The organism is Corynebacterium sp. 335C (genome assembly GCF_053525695.1).
In genome coordinates, this window is record NZ_JASTTB010000002.1 from 55,874 (window position 1) to 75,384 (window position 19,511).

General features: G+C 74.1%; 21 protein-coding genes. 14 read left to right on the forward strand and 7 right to left on the reverse strand.

All coding sequences use genetic code 11. The annotated features are described in order from the left end of the window. The first annotated feature begins 362 nt into the window (after positions 1-362). Complete coding sequence (locus tag QQS41_RS07255) at positions 363-1,199, forward strand: biotin--[acetyl-CoA-carboxylase] ligase (protein WP_448852053.1); 837 nt, start codon at positions 363-365, stop codon at positions 1,197-1,199. Further along, a complete protein-coding gene (locus tag QQS41_RS07260) occupies positions 1,200-1,658 on the forward strand; it encodes a hypothetical protein (RefSeq protein ID WP_448852054.1) in 459 nt (152 codons plus the stop codon). Positions 1,659-1,705: 47 nt separating this feature from the next. Here the strand turns inward: QQS41_RS07260 and QQS41_RS07265 are convergent, their stop codons facing one another. Further along, positions 1,706-3,244 (reverse strand): DUF1846 domain-containing protein, encoded by a 1,539-nt coding sequence (locus tag QQS41_RS07265; RefSeq protein WP_448852055.1) that lies wholly within the window; start codon positions 3,242-3,244, stop codon positions 1,706-1,708. Positions 3,245-3,300: 56 nt separating this feature from the next. On the opposite strand from QQS41_RS07265, the gene QQS41_RS07270 reads away from it, so the two are divergent. The 6 genes from QQS41_RS07270 (at position 3,301) to QQS41_RS07295 (ending at position 9,696) form a co-directional block, all read left to right on the forward strand. Beyond that, positions 3,301-4,536 carry a 5-(carboxyamino)imidazole ribonucleotide synthase gene (locus tag QQS41_RS07270; protein WP_448852056.1) on the forward strand — a complete coding sequence of 412 codons (1,236 nt, stop codon included), beginning with the start codon at positions 3,301-3,303 and terminating at the stop codon, positions 4,534-4,536. Between the two features lie 102 nt (positions 4,537-4,638). Beyond that, positions 4,639-5,151: a 5-(carboxyamino)imidazole ribonucleotide mutase gene (gene purE / locus QQS41_RS07275; protein ID WP_448852057.1), complete on the forward strand. Its 513-nt coding sequence runs from the start codon at positions 4,639-4,641 to the stop codon at positions 5,149-5,151. A 519-nt stretch (positions 5,152-5,670) separates the two neighbouring features. Further along, positions 5,671-6,390, forward strand: coding sequence for an ATP-binding cassette domain-containing protein (locus QQS41_RS07280; RefSeq protein WP_448852058.1), 720 nt, complete (start codon positions 5,671-5,673; stop codon positions 6,388-6,390). Positions 6,391-6,546: 156 nt separating this feature from the next. Then, complete coding sequence (locus tag QQS41_RS07285; RefSeq protein WP_448852059.1) at positions 6,547-7,293, forward strand: hypothetical protein; 747 nt, start codon at positions 6,547-6,549, stop codon at positions 7,291-7,293. 237 nt (positions 7,294-7,530) lie between these two features. Then, entirely contained in the window at positions 7,531-8,826 is a 1,296-nt protein-coding gene (locus tag QQS41_RS07290; RefSeq protein ID WP_448852060.1) for a sensor histidine kinase, read from the forward strand. A gap of 12 nt (positions 8,827-8,838) precedes the next feature. Continuing rightward, positions 8,839-9,696 (forward strand): response regulator, encoded by an 858-nt coding sequence (locus tag QQS41_RS07295; protein ID WP_448852537.1) that lies wholly within the window; start codon positions 8,839-8,841, stop codon positions 9,694-9,696. Positions 9,697-10,334: 638 nt separating this feature from the next. Here the strand turns inward: QQS41_RS07295 and QQS41_RS07300 are convergent. The 6 genes from QQS41_RS07300 to rpmB all read right to left on the reverse strand — a co-directional run bounded on the left by QQS41_RS07300 (position 10,335) and on the right by rpmB (position 13,396). Continuing rightward, the gene (locus tag QQS41_RS07300; RefSeq protein WP_448852061.1) at positions 10,335-11,051 is read right to left on the reverse strand and encodes a TIGR03089 family protein; all 717 of its coding nucleotides are present in this window, start codon (positions 11,049-11,051) and stop codon (positions 10,335-10,337) included. Between the two features lie 102 nt (positions 11,052-11,153). Beyond that, the gene (locus tag QQS41_RS07305; RefSeq protein WP_448852062.1) at positions 11,154-12,080 is read right to left on the reverse strand and encodes an AEC family transporter; all 927 of its coding nucleotides are present in this window, start codon (positions 12,078-12,080) and stop codon (positions 11,154-11,156) included. Between the two features lie 340 nt (positions 12,081-12,420). Next, positions 12,421-12,672 carry a 30S ribosomal protein S18 gene (gene rpsR / locus QQS41_RS07310; protein ID WP_303145165.1) on the reverse strand — a complete coding sequence of 84 codons (252 nt, stop codon included), beginning with the start codon at positions 12,670-12,672 and terminating at the stop codon, positions 12,421-12,423. A gap of 13 nt (positions 12,673-12,685) precedes the next feature. Then, positions 12,686-12,991: a 30S ribosomal protein S14 gene (gene rpsN, locus QQS41_RS07315; protein WP_448852063.1), complete on the reverse strand. Its 306-nt coding sequence runs from the start codon at positions 12,989-12,991 to the stop codon at positions 12,686-12,688. Between the two features lie 3 nt (positions 12,992-12,994). Continuing rightward, the gene (gene rpmG, locus QQS41_RS07320; protein ID WP_018019289.1) at positions 12,995-13,159 is read right to left on the reverse strand and encodes a 50S ribosomal protein L33; all 165 of its coding nucleotides are present in this window, start codon (positions 13,157-13,159) and stop codon (positions 12,995-12,997) included. Beyond that, a complete protein-coding gene (rpmB, locus tag QQS41_RS07325; protein ID WP_448852064.1) occupies positions 13,160-13,396 on the reverse strand; it encodes a 50S ribosomal protein L28 in 237 nt (78 codons plus the stop codon). It abuts the gene before it with no gap. A gap of 560 nt (positions 13,397-13,956) precedes the next feature. On the opposite strand from rpmB, the gene QQS41_RS07330 reads away from it, so the two are divergent. The 6 genes from QQS41_RS07330 (at position 13,957) to QQS41_RS07355 (ending at position 19,225) form a co-directional block, all read left to right on the forward strand. Continuing rightward, the gene (locus QQS41_RS07330; RefSeq protein ID WP_448852065.1) at positions 13,957-14,226 is read left to right on the forward strand and encodes a type B 50S ribosomal protein L31; all 270 of its coding nucleotides are present in this window, start codon (positions 13,957-13,959) and stop codon (positions 14,224-14,226) included. Between the two features lie 21 nt (positions 14,227-14,247). Further along, positions 14,248-14,421, forward strand: coding sequence for a 50S ribosomal protein L32 (gene rpmF, locus QQS41_RS07335; RefSeq protein WP_448852066.1), 174 nt, complete (start codon positions 14,248-14,250; stop codon positions 14,419-14,421). A gap of 235 nt (positions 14,422-14,656) precedes the next feature. Beyond that, a complete protein-coding gene (locus QQS41_RS07340; RefSeq protein WP_448852067.1) occupies positions 14,657-15,349 on the forward strand; it encodes a response regulator transcription factor in 693 nt (230 codons plus the stop codon). Next, positions 15,346-16,929 (forward strand): sensor histidine kinase, encoded by a 1,584-nt coding sequence (locus QQS41_RS07345; protein ID WP_448852068.1) that lies wholly within the window; start codon positions 15,346-15,348, stop codon positions 16,927-16,929. Before QQS41_RS07340 ends, QQS41_RS07345 begins: the two co-directional genes overlap by 4 nt. Positions 16,930-17,119: 190 nt before the next feature. Then, a complete protein-coding gene (locus QQS41_RS07350) occupies positions 17,120-18,520 on the forward strand; it encodes a S1C family serine protease (protein ID WP_448852069.1) in 1,401 nt (466 codons plus the stop codon). Between the two features lie 54 nt (positions 18,521-18,574). Continuing rightward, a complete protein-coding gene (locus QQS41_RS07355) occupies positions 18,575-19,225 on the forward strand; it encodes a MogA/MoaB family molybdenum cofactor biosynthesis protein (protein ID WP_448852070.1) in 651 nt (216 codons plus the stop codon). Positions 19,226-19,511 lie beyond the last annotated feature (286 nt).

A 19,511-nucleotide genomic window follows, 5' to 3' on the forward strand; every position in this document is an offset into this window, starting at 1 on the left:
GCGGACGCGGGGGAGTGCGCGCCTGCGTGCGCGGCGTGCGCCTGGGTGGCGTGCGCGGCCGGAGCGTCCGCGGTGGCGTCGGCGTCGGGGCGGGGCTGGCTGTCGGCGACCAAACGTGAGGAAAGAGTCATGTTTGAGCAAGCTAGTGTTCGGTAACGAAAATGTAAAACCGTTGGGGATGTGAGAACGTTCACACTCCGAAACCGAAACGCGGGGGTGGTACGCGTGCGGCGGGTGCGGCCCATGCGCGGCCGCCGCTCCGGGCGGGCGTCCCCGTGCGGCCGGAGGTGCGCGGACGGTCACCGGGCGCCGGTCGTCCGCGCGGGAGGGCGGTGCCGGCCCCGCCGCTAGACTGTGACGCCATGGACGAGCAGCGAAACGATCGGCCGGCCGCGGGCGCCCTGCGGCTCGACGAGGCGCGGGTGCGGGAGTCCCTGCCGGGGTGGGACGTCGTCCTTCCCGATCACACGGGCTCCACGAACGCCGACGCCCTGGCGATGGCGCGCGCCGGGGCGGCCGCCCCCGCCGTCGTCGCCACCGTCGACCAGCGCGCCGGGCGGGGCCGCATGTCCCGGGCGTGGGAGACCCCGCCCGGGGTGAACCTGGCCCTGTCGGCGCTGCTGCGCCCGGAGGGTGTGCCGCTGACCCGCCTCGGCCTGCTGCCGCTGGTCGCGGGCATGGCCGTGCGCGACGCGCTGCGGGAGGCTGCGGGCGTCGACGCGCAGGTGAAGTGGCCGAACGACGTGCTGGTCGGCGGCCGCAAGATCTGCGGCATCCTCGTCGAGGCCGCGTCGCTGGAGCCGCCGGCGATGGCCGTCGGCATCGGCGTCAACGTGCTGATGACGCGGGAGCAGCTGCCCGTGCCGCACGCGACGTCGCTGGCCCTGGAGGGTGCGTCGGACCTCGACGCCTCCGATCTGCTGGCGGCCGTCTGCCGCGCCCTCGAGGCCCGCGCGGACCAGTGGCGCACCGACGTCGCCGGGTTCCTCGCGGACTTCCGCGACGGCTGCGTCACCGTCGGCATGGACGTGCGCGTCGAGCTTCCCGACGGCTCCGCCTTCACGGGCCGCGCCACCGGCGTCGGCGGGGACGGGGAGCTGGAGGTCGTCGACGACGCCGGCCGCCGGCACGTCGTCACCGCCGGCGACGTCCGCCACGTCCGCGCCGCCGGCGGCGGCTACGCGGGGGACGGCGCGTAGATGCCCTTCCCCTACGACGAGATGGACCCGGGGGAGGAGGTCCTCCTCGACGTCAACCCCGTCTTCACGGACCTCGTGCGGCCGATGGTCGAGCTCGCCGTCATCACCGGCGTCATCTGGCTGCTCGTCGGCTTCATCGACGGCCCCTACATCGGCGACGGCGACCTCCGCGGCCTGCGCGCCATGCTGCTGACCGCCTGGCCGCTGCTGCTGGCGTGGCGCGTCGGCGCGCCCGTGCTCGGCTGGCTGGGCCGGCGCCTCGTCGTCACCGACCGGCGCCTCATCCTGCGCCGCGGCATCGTCCGGCCCGACATCGTCGTCGTCGACCTGCGGTCGGTCCGCGGCGTCGGCCGCCGCGGCTCGGTGCTCGAGGTGTCGACGGGCCCGTGGCGGCCGCCGCTGGTCATCGAGGGCGTGCCCGGCTCCCGCCGCGTCGCCCGCGTCATCGCCGGGCGCTGACGGGGACGCCGCCGGGCGCCGTCGTCAAGCCCCTGACCCGCGGACCCCTAGCGCTTGCGGTACAACGCGCGGCGCTGGAACCGCGGCTCCGAGGTGACCAGCATCCCGAGGTTGCGGAAGATGCCCTCGTCGACCGACCCGAGGATCGTCGTCGTGTGCGCGTCGCAGCCCCGCAGCGTCGACAGCTCCTCCAGCGCCCGCCGCGCGTTCGGGTCCGTGTCCGCCGACACGCTCAGCGCGATGAGCACCTCGTCGGTGTGCAGCCGCGGATTCCGGCTGCCCAGGTGCTCCGTCTTCAGCGACTGGATCGGGCGGATGGACCCCGGCGCCAGCAGCTTCACCTCCGGATCGATGCCCGCCAGGTGCTTCAGCGCGTTCAGCAGCATCGCCGCGGAGCAGCCCAGCAGCGGCGACGTCTTGCCCGCGATGATCGTCCCGTCCGGCAGCTGCATCGCCGCCGCCGGGGCGCCCGTCTCCTCCGCCATCTCCAGGGCGGGGGCGACCACCGGGCGGTCCGACGTCGACAGGCCCAGCTTGCCCATGATGATCGCGATGCGGTCCGAGACCTCCGGATCCGACTCCGTCCGCGCCTCGTCCACCAGCGCCTTGTACAGGCGGCGGATGATCTCCTGCTCCGCCGCCCGGCGGCACACCGCGTCGTCCACGATGGCCATGCCCGCCATGTTCACGCCCATGTCCGTCGGCGACTCGTACGGCGAATCCCCGGAGATGCGCTCCAGCAGCCGCTTCAGCAGCGGGAACACCTCGACGTCGCGGTTGTAGTTCACCGCCTGCTCGCCGTGGGCCTTCAGGTGGAACGGGTCGATCATGTTCACGTCGTCGAGGTCCGCCGTCGCCGCCTCGTACGCCATGTTCACCGGATGATCGATGGGCAGGTTCCACACCGGGAACGTCTCGAACTTCGCGTAGCCGGCGACCGTGCCCCGCTCATGCTCGTGGTAGATCTGCGACAGGCAGGTGGCCAGCTTGCCGGAGCCCGGGCCGGGGGCCGTCACGACGACGACGTCGCGCGTCGTCTCCGCGTACTCGTTCCGCCCGAACCCGTCCGGGCTGATGATGAGATCCGCGTTCGCCGGGTACCCCGGGATGCGGTAGTGCCGCGACACCGTCACGCCCAGCTTGATGAGGCGCTCGCGGAACGCCACCGCCTCGTCGTTCGACTCCTCGTACTGCGTCAGCACCACGTGCTGCACCAGGAAGCCCCGCTCCCGGAACACGTCGACCAGGCGCAGCAGATCCTCCTCGTAGGGGATGTCCAGGTCCGCGCGGACCTTCTTGCGCCGCAGGTCGCGGGCGTTGATGCAGACCAGGATCTCCATCTCGTCGCGGATGCGCTCCAGCATGGCGATCTTGTTGTCCGGCGTGAAGCCGGGCAGCACGCGGGAGGCGTGCATGTCGTCGAAGAGCTTGCCGCCCATCTCCAGGTACAGCTTCCCGCCGATGGACTCGCGGCGGCGCCGGATGTGCTCCGACTGGAGGGTGATGTACTTCTCGCGGTCGAAACCGACCGGACGGTCGCCGTCCGGGGAGGTCGCCGCCGGGGTGGTGCTCGCATGCTCGGCCATGGGCCCCGATGATAGTGGTCGCGGGGGCCGGAGGGCCCGCCGCCTATGATGGGGCCGTGACCGACGACGCCCGCGAACACCCCGCCCACGCCCCCGGTATGCCCGTCATCGCCGTCATCGGCGACGGCCAGCTGGCCAGGATGATGCAGACCGCCGCCATCGAGCTCGGCCAGTCCCTGCGCCTGCTCGCCGGATCGCCCGACTCCTCCGCCGCGCAGGTGTGCGCGGACGTGGAGCTCGGCGACTACACCGACCTCGCGGACCTGCGCCGCGCGGTCGCCGGCGCCGACGCGATGACCTTCGACCACGAGCACGTGCCGACGGAGCACCTCCGCGCCCTCGAGGCCGACGGCGTGTCCGTCCAGCCGGGCCCCGACGCCCTGGTCCACGCGCAGGACAAGCTGGTCATGCGCAAGCGGCTGCGGGAGATGGGCGCGCCCGTCCCGCCGTTCGCCGCCATCGAATCGGTCGAGGACGCGGCCGGCTTCGCGCAGGCCGTGTCGGGCCAGGTGTGCCTGAAGGCGCGCCGCGGCGGCTACGACGGCCACGGCGTGTGGTTCCCGTCCGCCGACGAGCTCGAGCCCCTGGTTCAGCGCCTGCTTGACGACGGGGTGCCGCTCATGGCGGAGAAGAAGGTCGACCTGGCCCGCGAGCTGTCCGCGATGTGCGCCCGCACCCCCTCCGGCGAGGTCGCCGCGTGGCCCGTCGTCGAGTCGGTGCAGCGCGACGGCATCTGCTGGGAGGCCGTCTGCCCCGCGCCGGGCCTCGACCCCGCCCTGGAGGAGCGCTGCCGCGAGCTGTCCACCCGCATCGCGGAGGAGCTCGGCGTCACCGGCGTCCTGGCCGTCGAGCTGTTCGAGATCCGCGACGAGGCCGGGCAGCCCGACATCGCCGTCAACGAGCTGGCCATGCGCCCCCACAACACCGGGCACTGGACCCAGGACGGCTGCGTGACCTCCCAGTTCGAGCAGCACCTCCGCGCCGTGCTCGACGCCCCGCTGGGGTCGACCGAGCCGACCGCCGCCGTCACCGTCATGGCCAACACCCTCGGCGCCGACGAGGACCCGGAGCAGCCCGTCGCCGAGCGCTTCGACGAAGTCCGCCGCCGCTTCCCGCACGCGAAGATCCACTGGTACGGCAAGGGCCACCGCGCCGGCCGCAAGCTCGGCCACGTCAACGTCAGCGGCGCCGACGGCTCGCCGGAGGGCGTCGCCCGCGTCCGCCGCGAGGCGGAGCTCGCCGCCGGCTACGTCGTCAACACCACCTGGGCCGACGGCTGGTCGGCGGACTGACCGCCGCGCGGCCGCGCGGTTGCGCGGGCGCGCCCATCCGACGGCGCTGACCTGCGCACACCCGCACTCACCCTGTACTCGCCCGGACGAAGGAACGGACACATGGAGAACGTCAACGGCCCGCTCGTGGGCCTCATCATGGGCAGCGACTCGGACTGGCCGACGATGCAGCCCGCCGCCGAGGCCCTCGCGGAGTTCGGGGTGCCGTTCGAGGTCGGCGTCGTCAGCGCCCACCGCACCCCCGACCGCATGCTCGAGTACGCCAAGTCCGCGGCCGGCCGCGGCCTGAAGTGCATCATCGCGGGCGCCGGCGGCGCCGCCCACCTGCCGGGCATGGTCGCCGCGGCGACGCCGCTGCCGGTCATCGGCGTGCCGCGCCCGCTGGAGAACCTGGAGGGCGTCGACTCCCTGCTGTCCATCGTGCAGATGCCGGGCGGCGTGCCCGTCGCCACCGTCGGCGTCGGCCAGGCGAAGAACGCCGGCCTCCTCGCCGTGCGCATCCTGTCCGCCGGCCACCCCGAGCTGGTCGCCGCGATGGAGAAGTACCAGGACGACATGCGGGACCAGGTCCTGGAGAAGGACCGCCGCCTGCGCGAGTCCCTGCTCGGGGAGTAGGGGAGCGGGGCGCCCGCCCCGTACACCCCTTCGTCCCGACCCGTTTTCGGCCGTTCCGACCCTGTTAGAACCGGGTCTGAACGGCCGAAAGCGGGTCTGGCCTGCGGGGGATGATGGCTCCGGGCGGCCGAAAGCGGGTCTGGCCTGCGGGGGAGGGCGGATCCGGGCGGCCGGAACGGGGTCGCGGCGGGGCCCGAAAGGGTGCGCAACGAGCACGAACGGGGCCGCGACGATGCATGGGCAGGTGTGCAGGACCCGGCCACATGATTTCCGGGTCGAGCGCAGCGCACGCCCGTACGACCCCGGTATCGGCCGCCGGGCGCGCGGGCCCGCGGAAGTCGCCGGCGCGCCCGCCATCCGACCCCGGCACCCCGCCGGGCGGCCCCGGAGCACCCTCCCGGCTACCCCGGGACGACGCCGGCGCACCCGGCGTCATACCGGGGGATGATTCCCGATGACCTGGGGAAATGGTCCCGTGGTCCGATGTTTCCGCGCCCGCCGCGGACGAACATGATGGACATGTTCAACGTCACGGACCTCACGAAGACCTACGGCGGCAACCCCGTCATCGACCACGTCACCTTCACCGCCCCCGACGGCCTGGTCACCGGCTTCCTCGGCCCCAACGGCGCCGGCAAGTCCACCACCATGCGCTGCATGCTCGGCCTCGACCGCGCCGACTCCGGCACCGCCCACTTCGCCGGCGCCCCGCTGCACGAGCACCGCAACCCGGCCCGCGTCGTCGGCGCCATGCTGGACGCCGAGTGGATGAACCCCGGCCTGACCGCCCGCACCCACCTGCGCTCCATCGCCGCCGGCGCCGGCATCCCCGACTCCCGCGCCGACGAGTGCCTGCGCCAGGTCGGTCTGGAGTCCGTCGCCAAGCGCCGCATCTCCGGCTTCAGCCTCGGCATGCGCCAGCGCCTCGGTCTCGCCACCGCGCTGCTCGGCGACCCCGGCAACGTCATCCTCGACGAGCCGGCCAACGGCCTCGACCCCGACGGCATCCGCTGGCTCCGCGGCACCGTCCGCACGCTGGCCGCCGAGGGCCGCGCCGTCCTCATCTCCTCGCACCTGCTGCACGAGATGCAGCTCATCGCCGACCGCCTCGTGATCATCGGCGGCGGCCGCATCCTCGGCGAGTGGGACAAGGACGACCTCGTCTCCCGCCACGGCGACCTCGAGACCGCCTACTGGTCCATCGCCGAGGGCCACGTCACCTACGGCGCCGGCCGCTAGCCCCCGCCCCCGGCACCGGCCGGAATCGCCCCGGCCGCCCCGGCACCCGGCGCCATCGCGCACCACTCCGCGCCCGGAACGAACGCGCGGACACCCGACCCCGCACCACGCACGACCACCGCGGACGACCACCGCGGACGACGAAGGAGAACCACCATGACCGCCCCCACCACCGCCCGCACCGCCGCCGGCGACCGCACCCGCGTCCCGGGCTTCGGCGACGCCCTCCGCTCCGAGCTGCGCCGCCTCGCCGGACTGCGCTCCACCCTCGTCTACGCCGTCCTCATGATCGGCGCCATCGCCGGCCCGCCGCTGGTCCGCATGCTCTTCATTGACAACGACCAGGCCGTCGGCCTGAAGGGCTGGACCGACGTCCTGGCCATCTACATGGTCATCGCCGTCATCTTCGCCGCCAGCGGCGCCGCCTCCGAGTTCGCCCAGCACCGCATCGCCTTCGTCCGCATGACGCGCCAGCACCCGTGGGTGGGCCACCTCGCCCTCGTCGCCGCGCACGTCATCGTCGTCGCCCTCTCCGGCGTCATCGGCATGGGCCTCTCCATCGCCATGGGCTTCGCGTCCGGCCGCCTGAAGTTCGAGGACTTCGGCGACGTCTTCACCCAGCTCGGCAGCATGGTCTGCCTGGCCGCCGCGGCCGCGGGCTTCGGCATGCTGGTCCGCAACCAGGTCGCCGCCATCGGCGTCCCGCTGGTGTGGCTGTTGGTCATCGAGAGCATCTTCAGCGCCATCCCGAACGAGACCCTGAACCGCATCTGGGAGTTCATGCCGGGCGCCGCCGTGGACCGCCTCTCGCTGGCCCCCGCCGGCTGGATCGCCATCGCCGCCTGGACCATCGGCCTGCTGGTCATCGGCCTGGTCGTCGCCTCCCGCCGCGACCTCCGCTAAGCGCCCGGGCGGACACGGCCGGCACCCGCCGGCCCGCCCGTCCCCGCGCATGCGGCCCCCACCCGGCACCGCCCGGCCACGCCCCGGCGGCCGCCGCACCGGCCACGCCCCGGCGGCCGCCGCACCGGCCCCCGCGCCCACCCCGGGCGCGGGGGCCAAGCGCGCCCCGCGCCGTCGTCAAGCAAATCCACCTGGAGGATGACGCGCGCGGGCCGCCGCCCGCCTAGCGTGAGGGGCATGGACGACACCCGCCGCATCCCGCGCCCCCGCCTGCCCCGGCTCCCCGTCGGGCGCGGGGGACCCGGCGGTCGGCCGCCCGGCGAACCCTCGCCCCGCGTGCTCGTCGCCGCCGACGCGGTGCTGGCGCTGGTGGCGCTGGGCGCGGGCTACGTCATCGACTTGTCGTCGACGTACCGGTGGGGCGGCCCAGACCAGCCGTGGCTGGAGATCGACTGGTGGGTGGGGCCCCTCCTCGGCGCGTGGTGCCTCGCGACGGGCGCCGTCTTCGCCGTCCACCGCATCCGCCCGGGCGTCGCGACCGCCGCCCTGCCCGCGCTGATGCTCGTGCACCTCGCGCTGCTGCAGACGGGCCTCGCCGCGGCCGCCGGCCTGTACCTCGCCGTCAGCCACCTCGGCCGCTACGCCCCGCCGCGGTGGCGGATGCCCGCGCTGGCGGCGGCCGTCGCCGGCACGGTCGCGGCGTGGTGGTTCCGCGGCGGGCACCTGCACTCCGGCGACGATCCCGTCGCCGCGGCCGCGCTGCTCGTGCCCGCGGTGATGGGCATCGCCCTGTTCTGGGTGCTCGGCTCCGCGGGGCGCTTCGACGACGAGCGGCTGGCCGCCATGCGCGACCGCGCCGAGCTCGCGGCCATCGCCGAGCGCACCCGCATCGCCCGCGAGATGCACGACATCGTCGCCCACTCCCTGACCGCCGTCATCGCGCAGGCCGACGGCGGCCGCTACATCGCCGCGAAGGACCCGGCCCGCGCCGCCGAGGCGCTGGAGACCATCGCCGCCACCGCCCGCGGTTCGCTGGCCGAGATGCGCGGCCTCCTGTCGGTGCTGCGCGACGAGGACTCCGCCACCGGCGACGCCCCCATGCCCGGCGTTGACGCGCTGCCGCAGCTGTTCGGCGAGGCCCGTCGCTCCGGCCTGGACGTCGAGGTCGAGGAGACCGGCACGCCCGAGGGCTCCGGCCCCCTCGGCCTGACGGAGCAGCTCACCGTCTACCGCATCGTCCAGGAGTGCCTGACCAACGCCCTGCGCCACGCGGGGCACGTCCCCGTCCGCGTCGAGCTGGACTGGGGCGCCCGGGAGACGACGGTGCGCGTCGTCAGCGGCAGGCGCCCGGGTTCCGCGGGTTCGCGTGACGACGGCGCCGGCCCCGGCTCCCGCACCGCCGCGGGGGAGGGGCCCCGCCCCGGCCGGGGCATCACGGGCATGCGGGAGCGTGTCGCGGCGCACGGCGGCTCCCTCGACATCGACGACTCGCGGGACGCGTTCACCGTCACCGCGCGGATCCCCAGGAGGTAGGACGTGGACGGGATGCAGGACATGACGGGCGCGGACGGCCTGTCCGGCGCCGGCGGCCCGGTGCGCGTGGCGCTGGTCGACGACCAGATGCTCGTGCGCGCGGGCTTCGGCATGGTCATCGAGTCGCAGGACGACATGACCATCGCGTGGGAGGCCGGCGACGGCGCCCAGGCGCTGGAGCGGCAGGCGGCGGACCCGGCGGACGTCATCCTCATGGACGTGCGCATGCCGGGGATGGACGGCATCGAGGCGACGCGCCGCATCACGGAGGCCGTCTCCGCCGCGCCGGAGGGCGGCCCGGCGACGCGGGTGCTGGTGCTGACGACGTACGACGTCGACGAGTACGTCACCCGCGCCATCGCCGCCGGCGCCTCGGGCTTCCTGCTGAAGGACGCCGGGCCGGATCAGCTGCTCGAGGCGGTGCGCGACGTCGCCCGCGGCGAGTCGGCGCTGTCCGCCAGCTCCGCCGCGAAGCTGCTGCGGATGGTGCGGCCGCTGCTGGACGGGGAGCGTGACGACGCCCCGGGCGGCGGCCACGGCGCCGGTGCGGCGGGGTCCGGGGCGGGGGCCGCCGGCGGCCCGGGCGGTTCGGGCGCCGCGGGCGGTGCCGCCGGGGCTGCCGCGGGCTTCGACGGGAGGGGCGGGGACGTCGAGCTCCCGGAGCCGCTGACGGCGCGGGAGGAGGAGATCCTCCGCCTGATGGCCCTCGGCCGGACGAACGGCGAGATTTCGGAGGAGCTGTACATCGCGATGCCGACGGTGAAGACGCACGTCGGCCGCATCCTCATGAAGACGGGGTCGCGCGACCGCATCCACGCGGTGCTCTTCGCGCTGCGGACGGGCCGCGTCGGCGTCGGCGAGCTGGACTGACGCGCGGCCGCGGTTCCGGGCGGCCGACCCGGACGCCCTTCGGCGCCGCCCCACCCTGCTTCCGTCGGACCTGGACGTACGTGGCCCTGGCGGCCGTCCAACGTGGACGTACGTAGCCCGGGAGACCGCCCAACCTGGACGTAGGCGGCCCCTGCGTCCGTTCAACCTGGACGTACTTGGCCCGACCTGGACGTACTTCTAGCTACGTCCAGGTCGGGCTACGTACGTCCGGGTTCGCGCGGTGATGAGGCGAAGTACGTCCGGGTTCCAGCAGCCGGGAGGCCATCCGCGTCCATCGCGGCATCGGGGGCGCGACGGGATCCGCCGGCATTCCGCGGGAACCCCGGCGACCGACGGAGTTCGCCGGACGCCACCGGAGGACTGTGGGCGCACGTGACGCCACGGCAGGGTCGTTTCGACCCGGTTGGCCCCGCGCAAGCGGCTCCCTGCGCATGGACAGACCCACTTCCGGCCGTTCCGACCCAGTTCTAACAGGGTCGAAACGGCCGGAAGTGGGTCGGGGACCGCGGGGCAGGGGCCGCGCGAGTGGAGCGACCCGGCCGAAAGCGGGTCGGGACCGCGGGGGAAGGAGCAGGAGCAGGGGCAGGAGCGGGTCGTGTCCGCCTCCGCGCCCCCGCCTACACCCGCGCGGCGTTCTCCATCTCCGCGATGGCGGCGACGCGCGCCTCGTCGCCGCCGCGGACGACGACTACGGAGCCGCAGGACGCCCAGGCCATCAGCACGCCGGAGACCCAGGCGTCGGCGTCGAGGGCGCCGTCGGCGTCCAGCCAGCCGCGGGTGAGCAGGCGTGCCCGGTCGTTGCAGCGTTCGCGGGCCAGGGCCCGGGCGCCGTCGCCGAGCTGCCGGACGGAGCGGCCGCCGAACAGCGGCTGGTCCGAGTCGGGGCCGGGGCCGGCGTAGGCGTCGCCGTACATCCGCACGGTCGGCCCGAAGTCGACGACGCCGGGCGGCAGGTCCAGCCCGCATTCGACGACGCCGCGGCCGAACGCGTCGTCCGTCACCGCCGACAGCACCGCGTCGGGGGCCTTCTCCTCCCACTCCGACAGGCGGTCGAGGGAGGTGAAGACGGCGAGCGGCTCATCGTCGGAGAGCTCCACCCCCGCCCGGGCGGCACCGAGCACGATGCAGGCCGCCGGCCACGTCAGCGGGAGGTCGACCCAGGCGCGGTCGCCCGGCTCCAGGTCGAACTCGTCGTGGAGCATGTTGGCGACCTTGGACGCCCAGTTGTCCAGCGTCGCGGCGTTCAGGTCCGTGCGGCCGCCGGTCGTCTCGTCGTAGCACGTGAGGCGCGGGGTCGACGGGTCGGTGTCCAGGAGGTGATTGAGGAGATCCACGCCACTCGATCGTAGCGGCGTCCGCCGTTCCGGGTCGCCGGGGAGCCCCCGGGATGCGGTTCCGCACAGCCGGGCGGGCCACCCCGGTGCCTCGTTCCCGCGCTACCCCAGCACCGCCGCGATGAGGAGGATGACGGGGACGCAGGCGAGCGTCGTCACGAACCCGGAGTCGCGGGCCTGCACCGACCCGATGCCGTAGCGCAGGGAGAACGTGAACACGTTCTGCGCCGTCGGCAGCGCCGCCACGACGACGACCGCGAGCAGCGCCGTGCCCTCCAGCCCGAAGGCGACGCCGGCGAGCCACGCGAAGAACGGGTGCGCGGTGAGCTTCAGCACCGACGACAGCAGGACGGCCTTGCGCGGGGAGACGCCGCGCCGCAGGACGGGGGCGCCGTACATGCTGATGCCGAACGTCAGCAGCGCCATGGGCACGGCGGCGTGGCCGAGCATCTCCAGCGGGTCCATGATGACCGCGGGCGGGGCGAACGGCAGGTGACCGAGCGTCAGCCCGCCGATGGCGCCGAGGGCCATGGGGTTGCGCAGCGGCGACAGGATGATGGACCGCCAGTCGATGCGCCCGTGCCGGGACGTCAGCACGTCGAGCACGGTCAGGGTGGCGGGGGAGTAGAGGCCGATCTGGAACAGCAGGGCGGGCACGACGACGAGCGGGTCGCCGAGGACCGCGGCGGCGATGGGCACGCCGAGGTTGGCGACGTTGTTGTAGCTGGCGGCCATGCCGCCGACGACGCGCTCGGCGCCCTTCTGCCCGAGCAGCAGCCGGGCGAGGACGTGGTAGACCACCGCCGACGCCAGGGCGGAGATGGCGGCGACGGCGAGCGGCACGCCGAGGACGTGCGAGGTGTCGGTCGTCGCCAGCGTGTGGATGAGCATCGCCGGCAGTGCCACCCAGAACACCACGAGGTTGAGCGCCGCGCCGCCGCCCTTCGGCAGGATGCCGGAGCGGCCGACGAACCAGCCCGCCAGGACGATGAGCGCCACCGACGCGAAGCCGGACAGGATGTCGGTCACGTCCGGGGCCTCCTTCGGGCGGGTCGGTCGGGTCGGTCGGGTGGGGTGGTGCGGTCGGCGCGGGCCATGCGGCCCGCGCGGGTCACGCGGCCCGCGCGCATCGCGCGGCCGTCACGTGGTCCGCGTGACGACGGCACCCGCCGCGGCGGGCACGTCGCCGGGCGCGCGGGCGCCCCGCGCCGGTGCCAGGGTACGCCCCCCCGGACATGGGACGACCCCGCGTCCCTGCCCGGTGTCGGGCGGGAGGCGGGGTCGTCAGCGCTGTTGTCCGCACTATCCGCGGTCCGTGTGGTCGGACGCGCCAGGTGCGGCCAGCGCCAAAGCAGCCGTCGGGGCCGTTTTAGCGGCTGGTGAACGGCAGCAGGGCCATCTCGCGGGCGTTCTTCACCGCGGTGGCGACCTGACGCTGCTGCTGCGGGGTCAGGCCGGTGACGCGGCGGGAGCGGATCTTGCCGCGGTCGGAGATGAACTGGCGGAGCAGGTTGATGTCCTTGTAGTCGACCTTCTCAACGCCGGCGGCCTTGAGCGGGTTCTTCTTCGGGCGGCGGGACTGCTCCATCCGCGCCTTCTTGGAGGAGTGGTTGCGCTTCATGTGAGTTTCCCCTTTACCAGCTGGACTTACGGACGCCCGGGAGCTCGCCGCGGTGGGCCATCTCACGGACGCGGACACGGGACAGGCCGAACTTGCGGAGGTATCCGCGCGGACGGCCGTCGGCGGCGTCGCGGTTGCGGACGCGGACCGGGGAGGCGTCGCGGGGCTGGCGGTTCAGCTCGTACTGCGCGTCCATGCGATCCTCGTCGGAGGTGTTCGGGGACTTGATGATGCGCTTGAGCTCCTGGCGGCGCTCAGCGTAGCGGGCGACGATTTCCTTGCGCTGCTCGTTCTTCGCGATCTTGGACTTCTTGGCCATGACTTATCGCTCCTCGCGGAATTCGACGTGCTTGCGGGCAATCGGGTCGTACTTCTTCAGGGTGATGCGATCCGGGTTGTTCCGCTTGTTCTTCCGCGTGACGTACGTGTAGCCGGTGCCAGCGGTGGACTTCAGCTTGATGATCGGGCGGATGTCATTGCGCGCCATTTAGATCTTCTCCCCTCGCGCGCGGATCTCGGCCACGACGGCCTCGATGCCACGCTTGTCGATGGTCTTCATGCCCTTCGGGGACACGTTCAGGGTGATCGTGCGGCCCTCGGAGGGGAGGTAGTACTTCTTGCGCTGGACGTTGGGGTTCCAACGGCGCGACGTGCGCCGGTGCGAGTGGGAGACGGACTTGCCGAAGCTCGGCTTCCGTCCCGTGACCTGGCAAATCGCCGACATGGGCTTTCCTTTGCTTTTCAGCGCCCCCTGCCCTCACGTGGTGCCGCACCGGGTCCGCCGCATCCCGTTTCCGGGGGCTGCAGGGCGTACTCGGGGCGCCGACGTGCCGTGCACGGGGCGTCAAACGAATAATTCAGACAACAGCGAGAGTCGAGCATACAGACCCCACCCCCCGTTCTCCTAATCCCCTGGACATCGCCCCGGGGGATCGCGCGGGCGCGCGCCCGCGAGCAGGGCGGACGCCGCGTGGCGACGGGTGCCGCGCAGGTCGTGGCCGCGGCCCGCGGCGCCGCGGGCCGGGCCCGCCGGCCGCCGCCGGGCGGCGGGTGATTATGGAATCCGGGGTCCGCGCGGTAACGTGCCCTCCAGCGTCATCGCCGACGCGCGAGCCGTCGTGCCGTTCCACGGCCCCGCGGCCCGCGGTCCGGCCCCCGCGGGCCCGCCGGCGGTGCGGCATGCAATCGACACCCAACTCGGGCACGACCCGGGCCGCGGGGTTCTCCCCGCCATCTTCGCCCGGGACCGACCCGTAGTTCAATCCTGAGGGACATCGAGAACACATGAAGAAGGACATCCACCCCGACTACCATCCGGTGGTCTTCCAGGACGCGGGCACCGGCACGCAGTTCCTGACCCGCTCCACCGCGACGTCGCAGCGCACCGTGCAGTGGGAGGACGGCAACGAGTACCCGCTCATCGTCGTCGACGTGACCTCCGAGTCGCACCCGTTCTGGACCGGCGCCCAGCGCGTCATGGACACCGCCGGCCGCGTCGAGAAGTTCCAGCGCCGGTACGGCAACCGCGTCCGCCGCTCCAAGAAGACCAACTAGCCCAGAGGAGGGTTATCCGAGATGGCAGTTCCGAAGCGCCGCATGTCGCGGGCCAACACCCGCACCCGCCGTTCGCAGTGGAAGGCCGACAACACGGCCCTCCAGGCGGTCAAGATCGACGGTCGCGTGCACATGATCCCGCGCCGCCTGGTCAAGGCCGCCCAGCTGGGTCTGGTGGACGTCGAGCAGTTCTAAGGCTCCGTTCGGGTCCGGCCCGCACGGCCGGCCCGCGCATCGTCCCGACGGGGGCGCCGCACTCGCATACGCGAGGCGGCGCCCCCGTCGGCGATCGTGCGGGCGCGGCGCGGTTCCCGTCGTCAAGCACCGCGGGGGAACGCGGGGAGCGCGACGGCGCACGCGGCGGCCGCGCCCGACGCGCCGGGGCGCCCCGCCGTGGCCGCGCGCCGCGGCGGTGGGCAGAATGGACCGCATGATGATCCTCGTGGTTGATGACGACCAGGCGGTGCGCGAGTCGCTGCGCCGGTCGCTGACGTTCAACGGGTACACCGTGTCGCTGGCGGAGGACGGGGAGCAGGCGCTGGCCATGATCTCCGCGGACCGCCCCGACCTGGTGATCCTCGACGTGATGATGCCGAAGCTCGACGGCCTCGACGTGTGCCGCCGGCTGCGCAGCGAGGGCGACGACCTGCCGGTGCTCATGCTCACCGCCCGCGACAGCGTCTCCGAGCGCGTCGCCGGCCTGGACGCGGGCGCCGACGACTACCTGCCGAAGCCCTTCGCCCTGGAGGAGCTGCTCGCCCGCGTGCGCTCCCTGCTGCGCCGCGCCGCGCTGGAGCCGACCACGGCGCAGGAGCCGGCGACGCTGCGGTTCGAGGACCTGTCGCTCGACCCGGACACCCGCGAGGTGTTCCGCGGCGACCGGGCGATCTCCCTGACGCGCACGGAGTTCGCGCTGCTGGAGCTGCTGATGAACAACCCGCGCCGCGTGCTCACCCGCACCGCGATCCTCGAGGACGTGTGGGGCTACGACTTCCCGACCTCCGGCAACGCGCTGGAGGTGTACATCGGCTACCTGCGCCGCAAGACGGAGTCGGAGGGCGAGCCCCGCCTCATCCACACCGTCCGCGGCGTCGGCTACGTGCTGCGGGAGACCGCGCCGTGATCCTGCGCCGCCGCCCGGCCACCGGCGGCGGCCGCGACGCACGGGAGGCGGCCGCCGCGGACGCGGGGGAGCCGCAGGCGCCCGCCGATGCGGCCGCCGTCGCGCCCGGGGACGCGCGTGACGACGCCGACCCGGTCGGCGAACGCCCCGCCGGCGCGCCGAAGCGCCGGTTCTCCCTCCGGTGGCGGCTGACGCTGCTGACCGCCGGCATCGTCGCCGCCGCGATGGCGCTGATGACGGGCACCGCCTACCTGACGGTCCAGGCGACGCTGTACCGGGAGGTCGACGAGAACCTGACGACGCAGGCGACGCAGCTGCTCAACTCGCCGTACGCCACCGAGTTCGCCATCGAGCCGGCGGTGCAGGCGGAGGCGCTGAAGATCCTGGCGCCCGACCTGGACGCCATGTTCTTCGCCCGCAACTCCGTGTCGGGCCGCGGCGACGTCATCACCCTCGCCGGCCCGGAGCTGGCGGTGCTGCGCGGCAACCGGCCGGATTCGCTGCGCACCGACGAGTTCACGAACCAGCGCATCTACGCCGTCCACGACGCGTCGGGGGCGACGCTGGTGCTGGCGCAGGACATGTCGTCGACCGACGCAGTCCTGCGGTCGCTCGGCTCGGTGCTGTTCGGGATCGCCGCCATCGGCATCTTCTTCGCCCTGGCCGCCGGCATCACGGTCGCCACGGCCGGCCTGCGGCCCGTCGCCAGGCTGCGGCGCGCCGCCGAGCGCGTCACCGCCACCGACGAGCTGCGCCCCATCCCCGTCCACGGGGAGGACGAGCTGGCGCTGCTGACCCGCAGCTTCAACGAGATGCTCGCGGCGCTGCAGGCGTCCCGGCAGCGGCAGGCGGAGCTCGTCGCCGACGGCGGCCACGAGCTGAAGACGCCGCTGACGTCGCTGCGCACCAACGTCGAGCTGCTGATGTTGGCGTCGCGCCCCGGCGCCGCCGCCAACATCCCGGAGGAGGACCGCCGGGCGCTGGAGGCCGACGTCATCGCCCAGATCGAGGAGCTGTCGACGCTGGTCGGCGACCTCGTCGACCTGGCGCGCGAGGACGGCCCGCAGCAGGTGTTCGAGGAGGTCGACCTGGCCGACGTCGTGGCGACGTCCCTGGAGCGCGTCGAGCGGCGCCGCGCCGACGTCACCTTCGACGTCCGCGCCGCCGACTGGTTCCTCGTCGGCGACTCCGCCGCGCTCGGCCGCGCCGTGCTGAACCTCATGGACAACGCGGCGAAGTGGTCGCCGGAGGGCGGCACCGTCCGCGTGCGCCTGGCGCCCGTCGGCGACTCCCTGGCGGAGTTCACCGTCGCCGACTCCGGCCCCGGCATCCCGGAGGCCGACCGGCTCAAGGTCTTCGAGCGGTTCTACCGCTCCATCCAGTCCCGGTCGATGCCGGGTTCGGGCCTGGGCCTGGCCATCGTGAAGCAGGTCATCATCCGCCACGGCGGCACCATCGTCGTGGAGGACTCCGACGACGGCGGCACGCTCATGCGCGTCCGCCTGCCCGGCACCGCCGACCGCGACGCGCTGGGCGAGCCGGCGGAGCCCGCCGGGGGAGCGGACGGCGCCGCGTCGTAGCGGCCGGTCCGGCCGGCGTGCCGCGCCGGTCCGGCCCGGCCGCCCGGCGCACCCGGGCCGGCCGGCCCGACGGCGGCGCCCCCCCCTGAGCGTCCCCGTGGACGGCGATCATGCATCGTCGCGGGAAATATTCTTCATTGCGAAGACCGTTTTCAGCGTCCGCTCAGACGCCTGATGCAGCATGGTCCGCATGACTGATTTCGGACGTGGCGGTGTCGACGGCTCCTCCGGCCCCATGGGCCGCGGCGATTCCCCCGGCGGCGGCGCCGGGGGCTTCGGGCAGGGCCCCGGCGGACCCGGCCACGGCGGCGCGCAGCAGTACGGCGCGCAGCAGTACGGTGCGTCGCAGTACGGCGCCCCGCAGGCCCCGCAGCAGGGTTACGGCGCCGCGGGACAGGCCCCGTACGGCGCCCCGGCCGGTCCGGTCGGCGCGACCGGCGCACAGGGCGCCGACGGCGCGCATGACCCGGGCCACCCGGCCGGCGACGGCTCCGGCGGGAAGTCCCGCGGCAAGGGCCTCGGTGCCCTGGCGGTGGCGGCGCTGATGGTCGCCTCAGCGGCGGTCGGCGGCGTCGCCGGCGGCCTCGTCGCCAACAACGCCGACGGAGGCTCGTCGTCCGGCGCGATCGGCTCCGGCCAGTCCGTCACGGACGCCGAGCCCGCCCCGCCGGCCCCGGAGGGCACCATCGAGCGGGCGGCGCAGAAGGCGCTGCCGTCGGTGGTGTCCATCGCCGTGGAGACGCCGACGAAGGGCGCGACCGGCTCCGGCTCCATCCTGTCGCCGGACGGCCTGGTGCTGACGAACTACCACGTCGTCGCCGACGCGGAGGATCCGCAGGCGAAGGTCGAGGTGCGGCTCAACGACGGCACGGTGCACCCGGCGCGCTTCATCGCCGGCCACGCGCAGAGCGACATCGCCGTCATCCAGATGGAGGGCGTGCAGGGCCTGCAGCCCATCGGCCTCGGCGACTCGGATCAGCTGCGCATCGGCCAGGAGGTCGTCGCCGTCGGCTCCCCGCTGGGCCTGACGTCGACGGTGACCTCCGGCATCGTCTCCGCGATGAACCGCCCGGTGAGCGCCCAGCAGGGCGGCGGCGAGGCGTCCGTCATCGACGCGGTGCAGACCGACGCGGCCATCAACCCGGGCAACTCGGGCGGCGCGCTCGTCGACCTGGAGGGCAACCTCGTCGGCGTGCCGTCGGTCATCGCCTCGGCGTCCGGCCCGGGCGAGATGGCCGGCTCCATCGGCCTGGGCTTCGCCATCCCGGTGAACCAGGCCCGCCGCATCGCCGACGAGCTCATCCGCACCGGCGACGTCACCATGCCCGCCATCAACGCGACCATCGACGTCCGCTCCACCGGCGGCGCCCTCATCGCGGAGGTGATGCCGGGCGGCGCCGCCGAGAAGGCGGGCCTGCGCCGCGGCGATCTCATCGTCAAGGCCGGCGACCGCCAGATCGACTCGGGCGTCGCGCTCATCGCCGCGATCCGGTCGCAGGAGATCGGCGAGACGGTGAAGCTCGTCGTCGCGGACCCCCGCACGAGGGAGACCCGCGACGTCGACGTGCAGCTCGAGGCCTCGGGGGAGTAGCCCCCGGGGGCGGCGGTCCCCCGATGCGCGGGAACCGTCGACAAGCGCCCCGCGATGGGCGAAGATGAACCCACCTCCGGCCGGGCGCGCCCCGGCCGGCACCGACAGGAAGGCGGCGAGGACGACATGGTCGACGGATACCCCGGTAACCCGGACGGCGACGGCGCGGTGATGGCCGCGGAGCCCGACGAGGGCACGCTGGCGGAGGTCGAGGAGCTGCTCGACGCGGACTCGGGTCCGCGCCGCGCGCTCGTCGTCGTGGTCGGCGACCGGGCGGACGAGGATTCGCGCACGCAGGAGCTGATGGTGGAGCTGCTGGGGGAGGACGGCTACTACGTGGACGCCGTCATCGACGTCCCGTCGGTGAAGTCCCGCATCCGCCAGGCGCTCGAGACGGGCGTCGTCGGCGGCGCCGACCTGGTGGTCACCGTCGGCGGCGTGGGCGTCGGCCCGCGCGACCGGGTGCCGGAGGCGACGCGGAAGGTGCTGGACCGCCGGCTGCAGGGTATCGAGGAGGCGCTGCGCGCCTCGGCCCTGTCGGCGGGCGCGCTGGACGGCGCGCTGTCCCGCGGCCTGGCGGGCGTGTCCGGCTCCACGGTCATCGTCAACATCGCCGATTCGCGCGCCGCGGTGCGCGACGGCATGTCGACGCTGGGCCCGCTGGTCGACCACGTCTGCGACGACCTGGGCCGCTGGCGGGTCTGATGCCCGCCGCGCGCAGGCCGCGGCGCCGCGCGGTGTACCGCTCCCCGGAGGTGCGGGATCCGCGTGACGACGATCCCCGCGCCGCCCGTATCCGCAGGCTCCGCGGCGCATCCGGCCGCGGCGCATCCGGCCGCGGCGGTGCCGCGGGGCGGGCGGGGAGCGCGGCGGCGGAGTCGCCGGACGACGCGGGCGGCTTCCCGGAGTCGTTCTGGCGGGAGCAGCGGCCCCCGCACTGGTGACCGGCCGGATGGCCCGGGCATCGCGCCGGCCCCGCGCCGGTTCCCCG

Bases quoted from the DNA above. Each gene is read 5' to 3' on its own strand.
- QQS41_RS07255 (WP_448852053.1), top strand. From the start codon at position 363: ATGGACGAGCAGCGAAACGATCGGCCGGCCGCGGGCGCCCTGCGGCTC.
- QQS41_RS07260 (WP_448852054.1), top strand. From the start codon at position 1,200: ATGCCCTTCCCCTACGACGAGATGGACCCGGGGGAGGAGGTCCTCCTC.
- QQS41_RS07265 (WP_448852055.1), bottom strand. From the start codon at position 3,244: ATGGCCGAGCATGCGAGCACCACCCCGGCGGCGACCTCCCCGGACGGC.
- purE (WP_448852057.1), top strand. From the start codon at position 4,639: ATGGAGAACGTCAACGGCCCGCTCGTGGGCCTCATCATGGGCAGCGAC.
- QQS41_RS07280 (WP_448852058.1), top strand. From the start codon at position 5,671: ATGTTCAACGTCACGGACCTCACGAAGACCTACGGCGGCAACCCCGTC.
- QQS41_RS07285 (WP_448852059.1), top strand. From the start codon at position 6,547: ATGACCGCCCCCACCACCGCCCGCACCGCCGCCGGCGACCGCACCCGC.
- QQS41_RS07290 (WP_448852060.1), top strand. From the start codon at position 7,531: ATGGACGACACCCGCCGCATCCCGCGCCCCCGCCTGCCCCGGCTCCCC.
- QQS41_RS07295 (WP_448852537.1), top strand. From the start codon at position 8,839: ATGCAGGACATGACGGGCGCGGACGGCCTGTCCGGCGCCGGCGGCCCG.
- rpsR (WP_303145165.1), bottom strand. From the start codon at position 12,672: ATGAAGCGCAACCACTCCTCCAAGAAGGCGCGGATGGAGCAGTCCCGC.
- rpsN (WP_448852063.1), bottom strand. From the start codon at position 12,991: ATGGCCAAGAAGTCCAAGATCGCGAAGAACGAGCAGCGCAAGGAAATC.
- rpmG (WP_018019289.1), bottom strand. From the start codon at position 13,159: ATGGCGCGCAATGACATCCGCCCGATCATCAAGCTGAAGTCCACCGCT.
- rpmB (WP_448852064.1), bottom strand. From the start codon at position 13,396: ATGTCGGCGATTTGCCAGGTCACGGGACGGAAGCCGAGCTTCGGCAAG.
- QQS41_RS07330 (WP_448852065.1), top strand. From the start codon at position 13,957: ATGAAGAAGGACATCCACCCCGACTACCATCCGGTGGTCTTCCAGGAC.
- rpmF (WP_448852066.1), top strand. From the start codon at position 14,248: ATGGCAGTTCCGAAGCGCCGCATGTCGCGGGCCAACACCCGCACCCGC.
- QQS41_RS07340 (WP_448852067.1), top strand. From the start codon at position 14,657: ATGATGATCCTCGTGGTTGATGACGACCAGGCGGTGCGCGAGTCGCTG.
- QQS41_RS07350 (WP_448852069.1), top strand. From the start codon at position 17,120: ATGACTGATTTCGGACGTGGCGGTGTCGACGGCTCCTCCGGCCCCATG.
- QQS41_RS07355 (WP_448852070.1), top strand. From the start codon at position 18,575: ATGGGCGAAGATGAACCCACCTCCGGCCGGGCGCGCCCCGGCCGGCAC.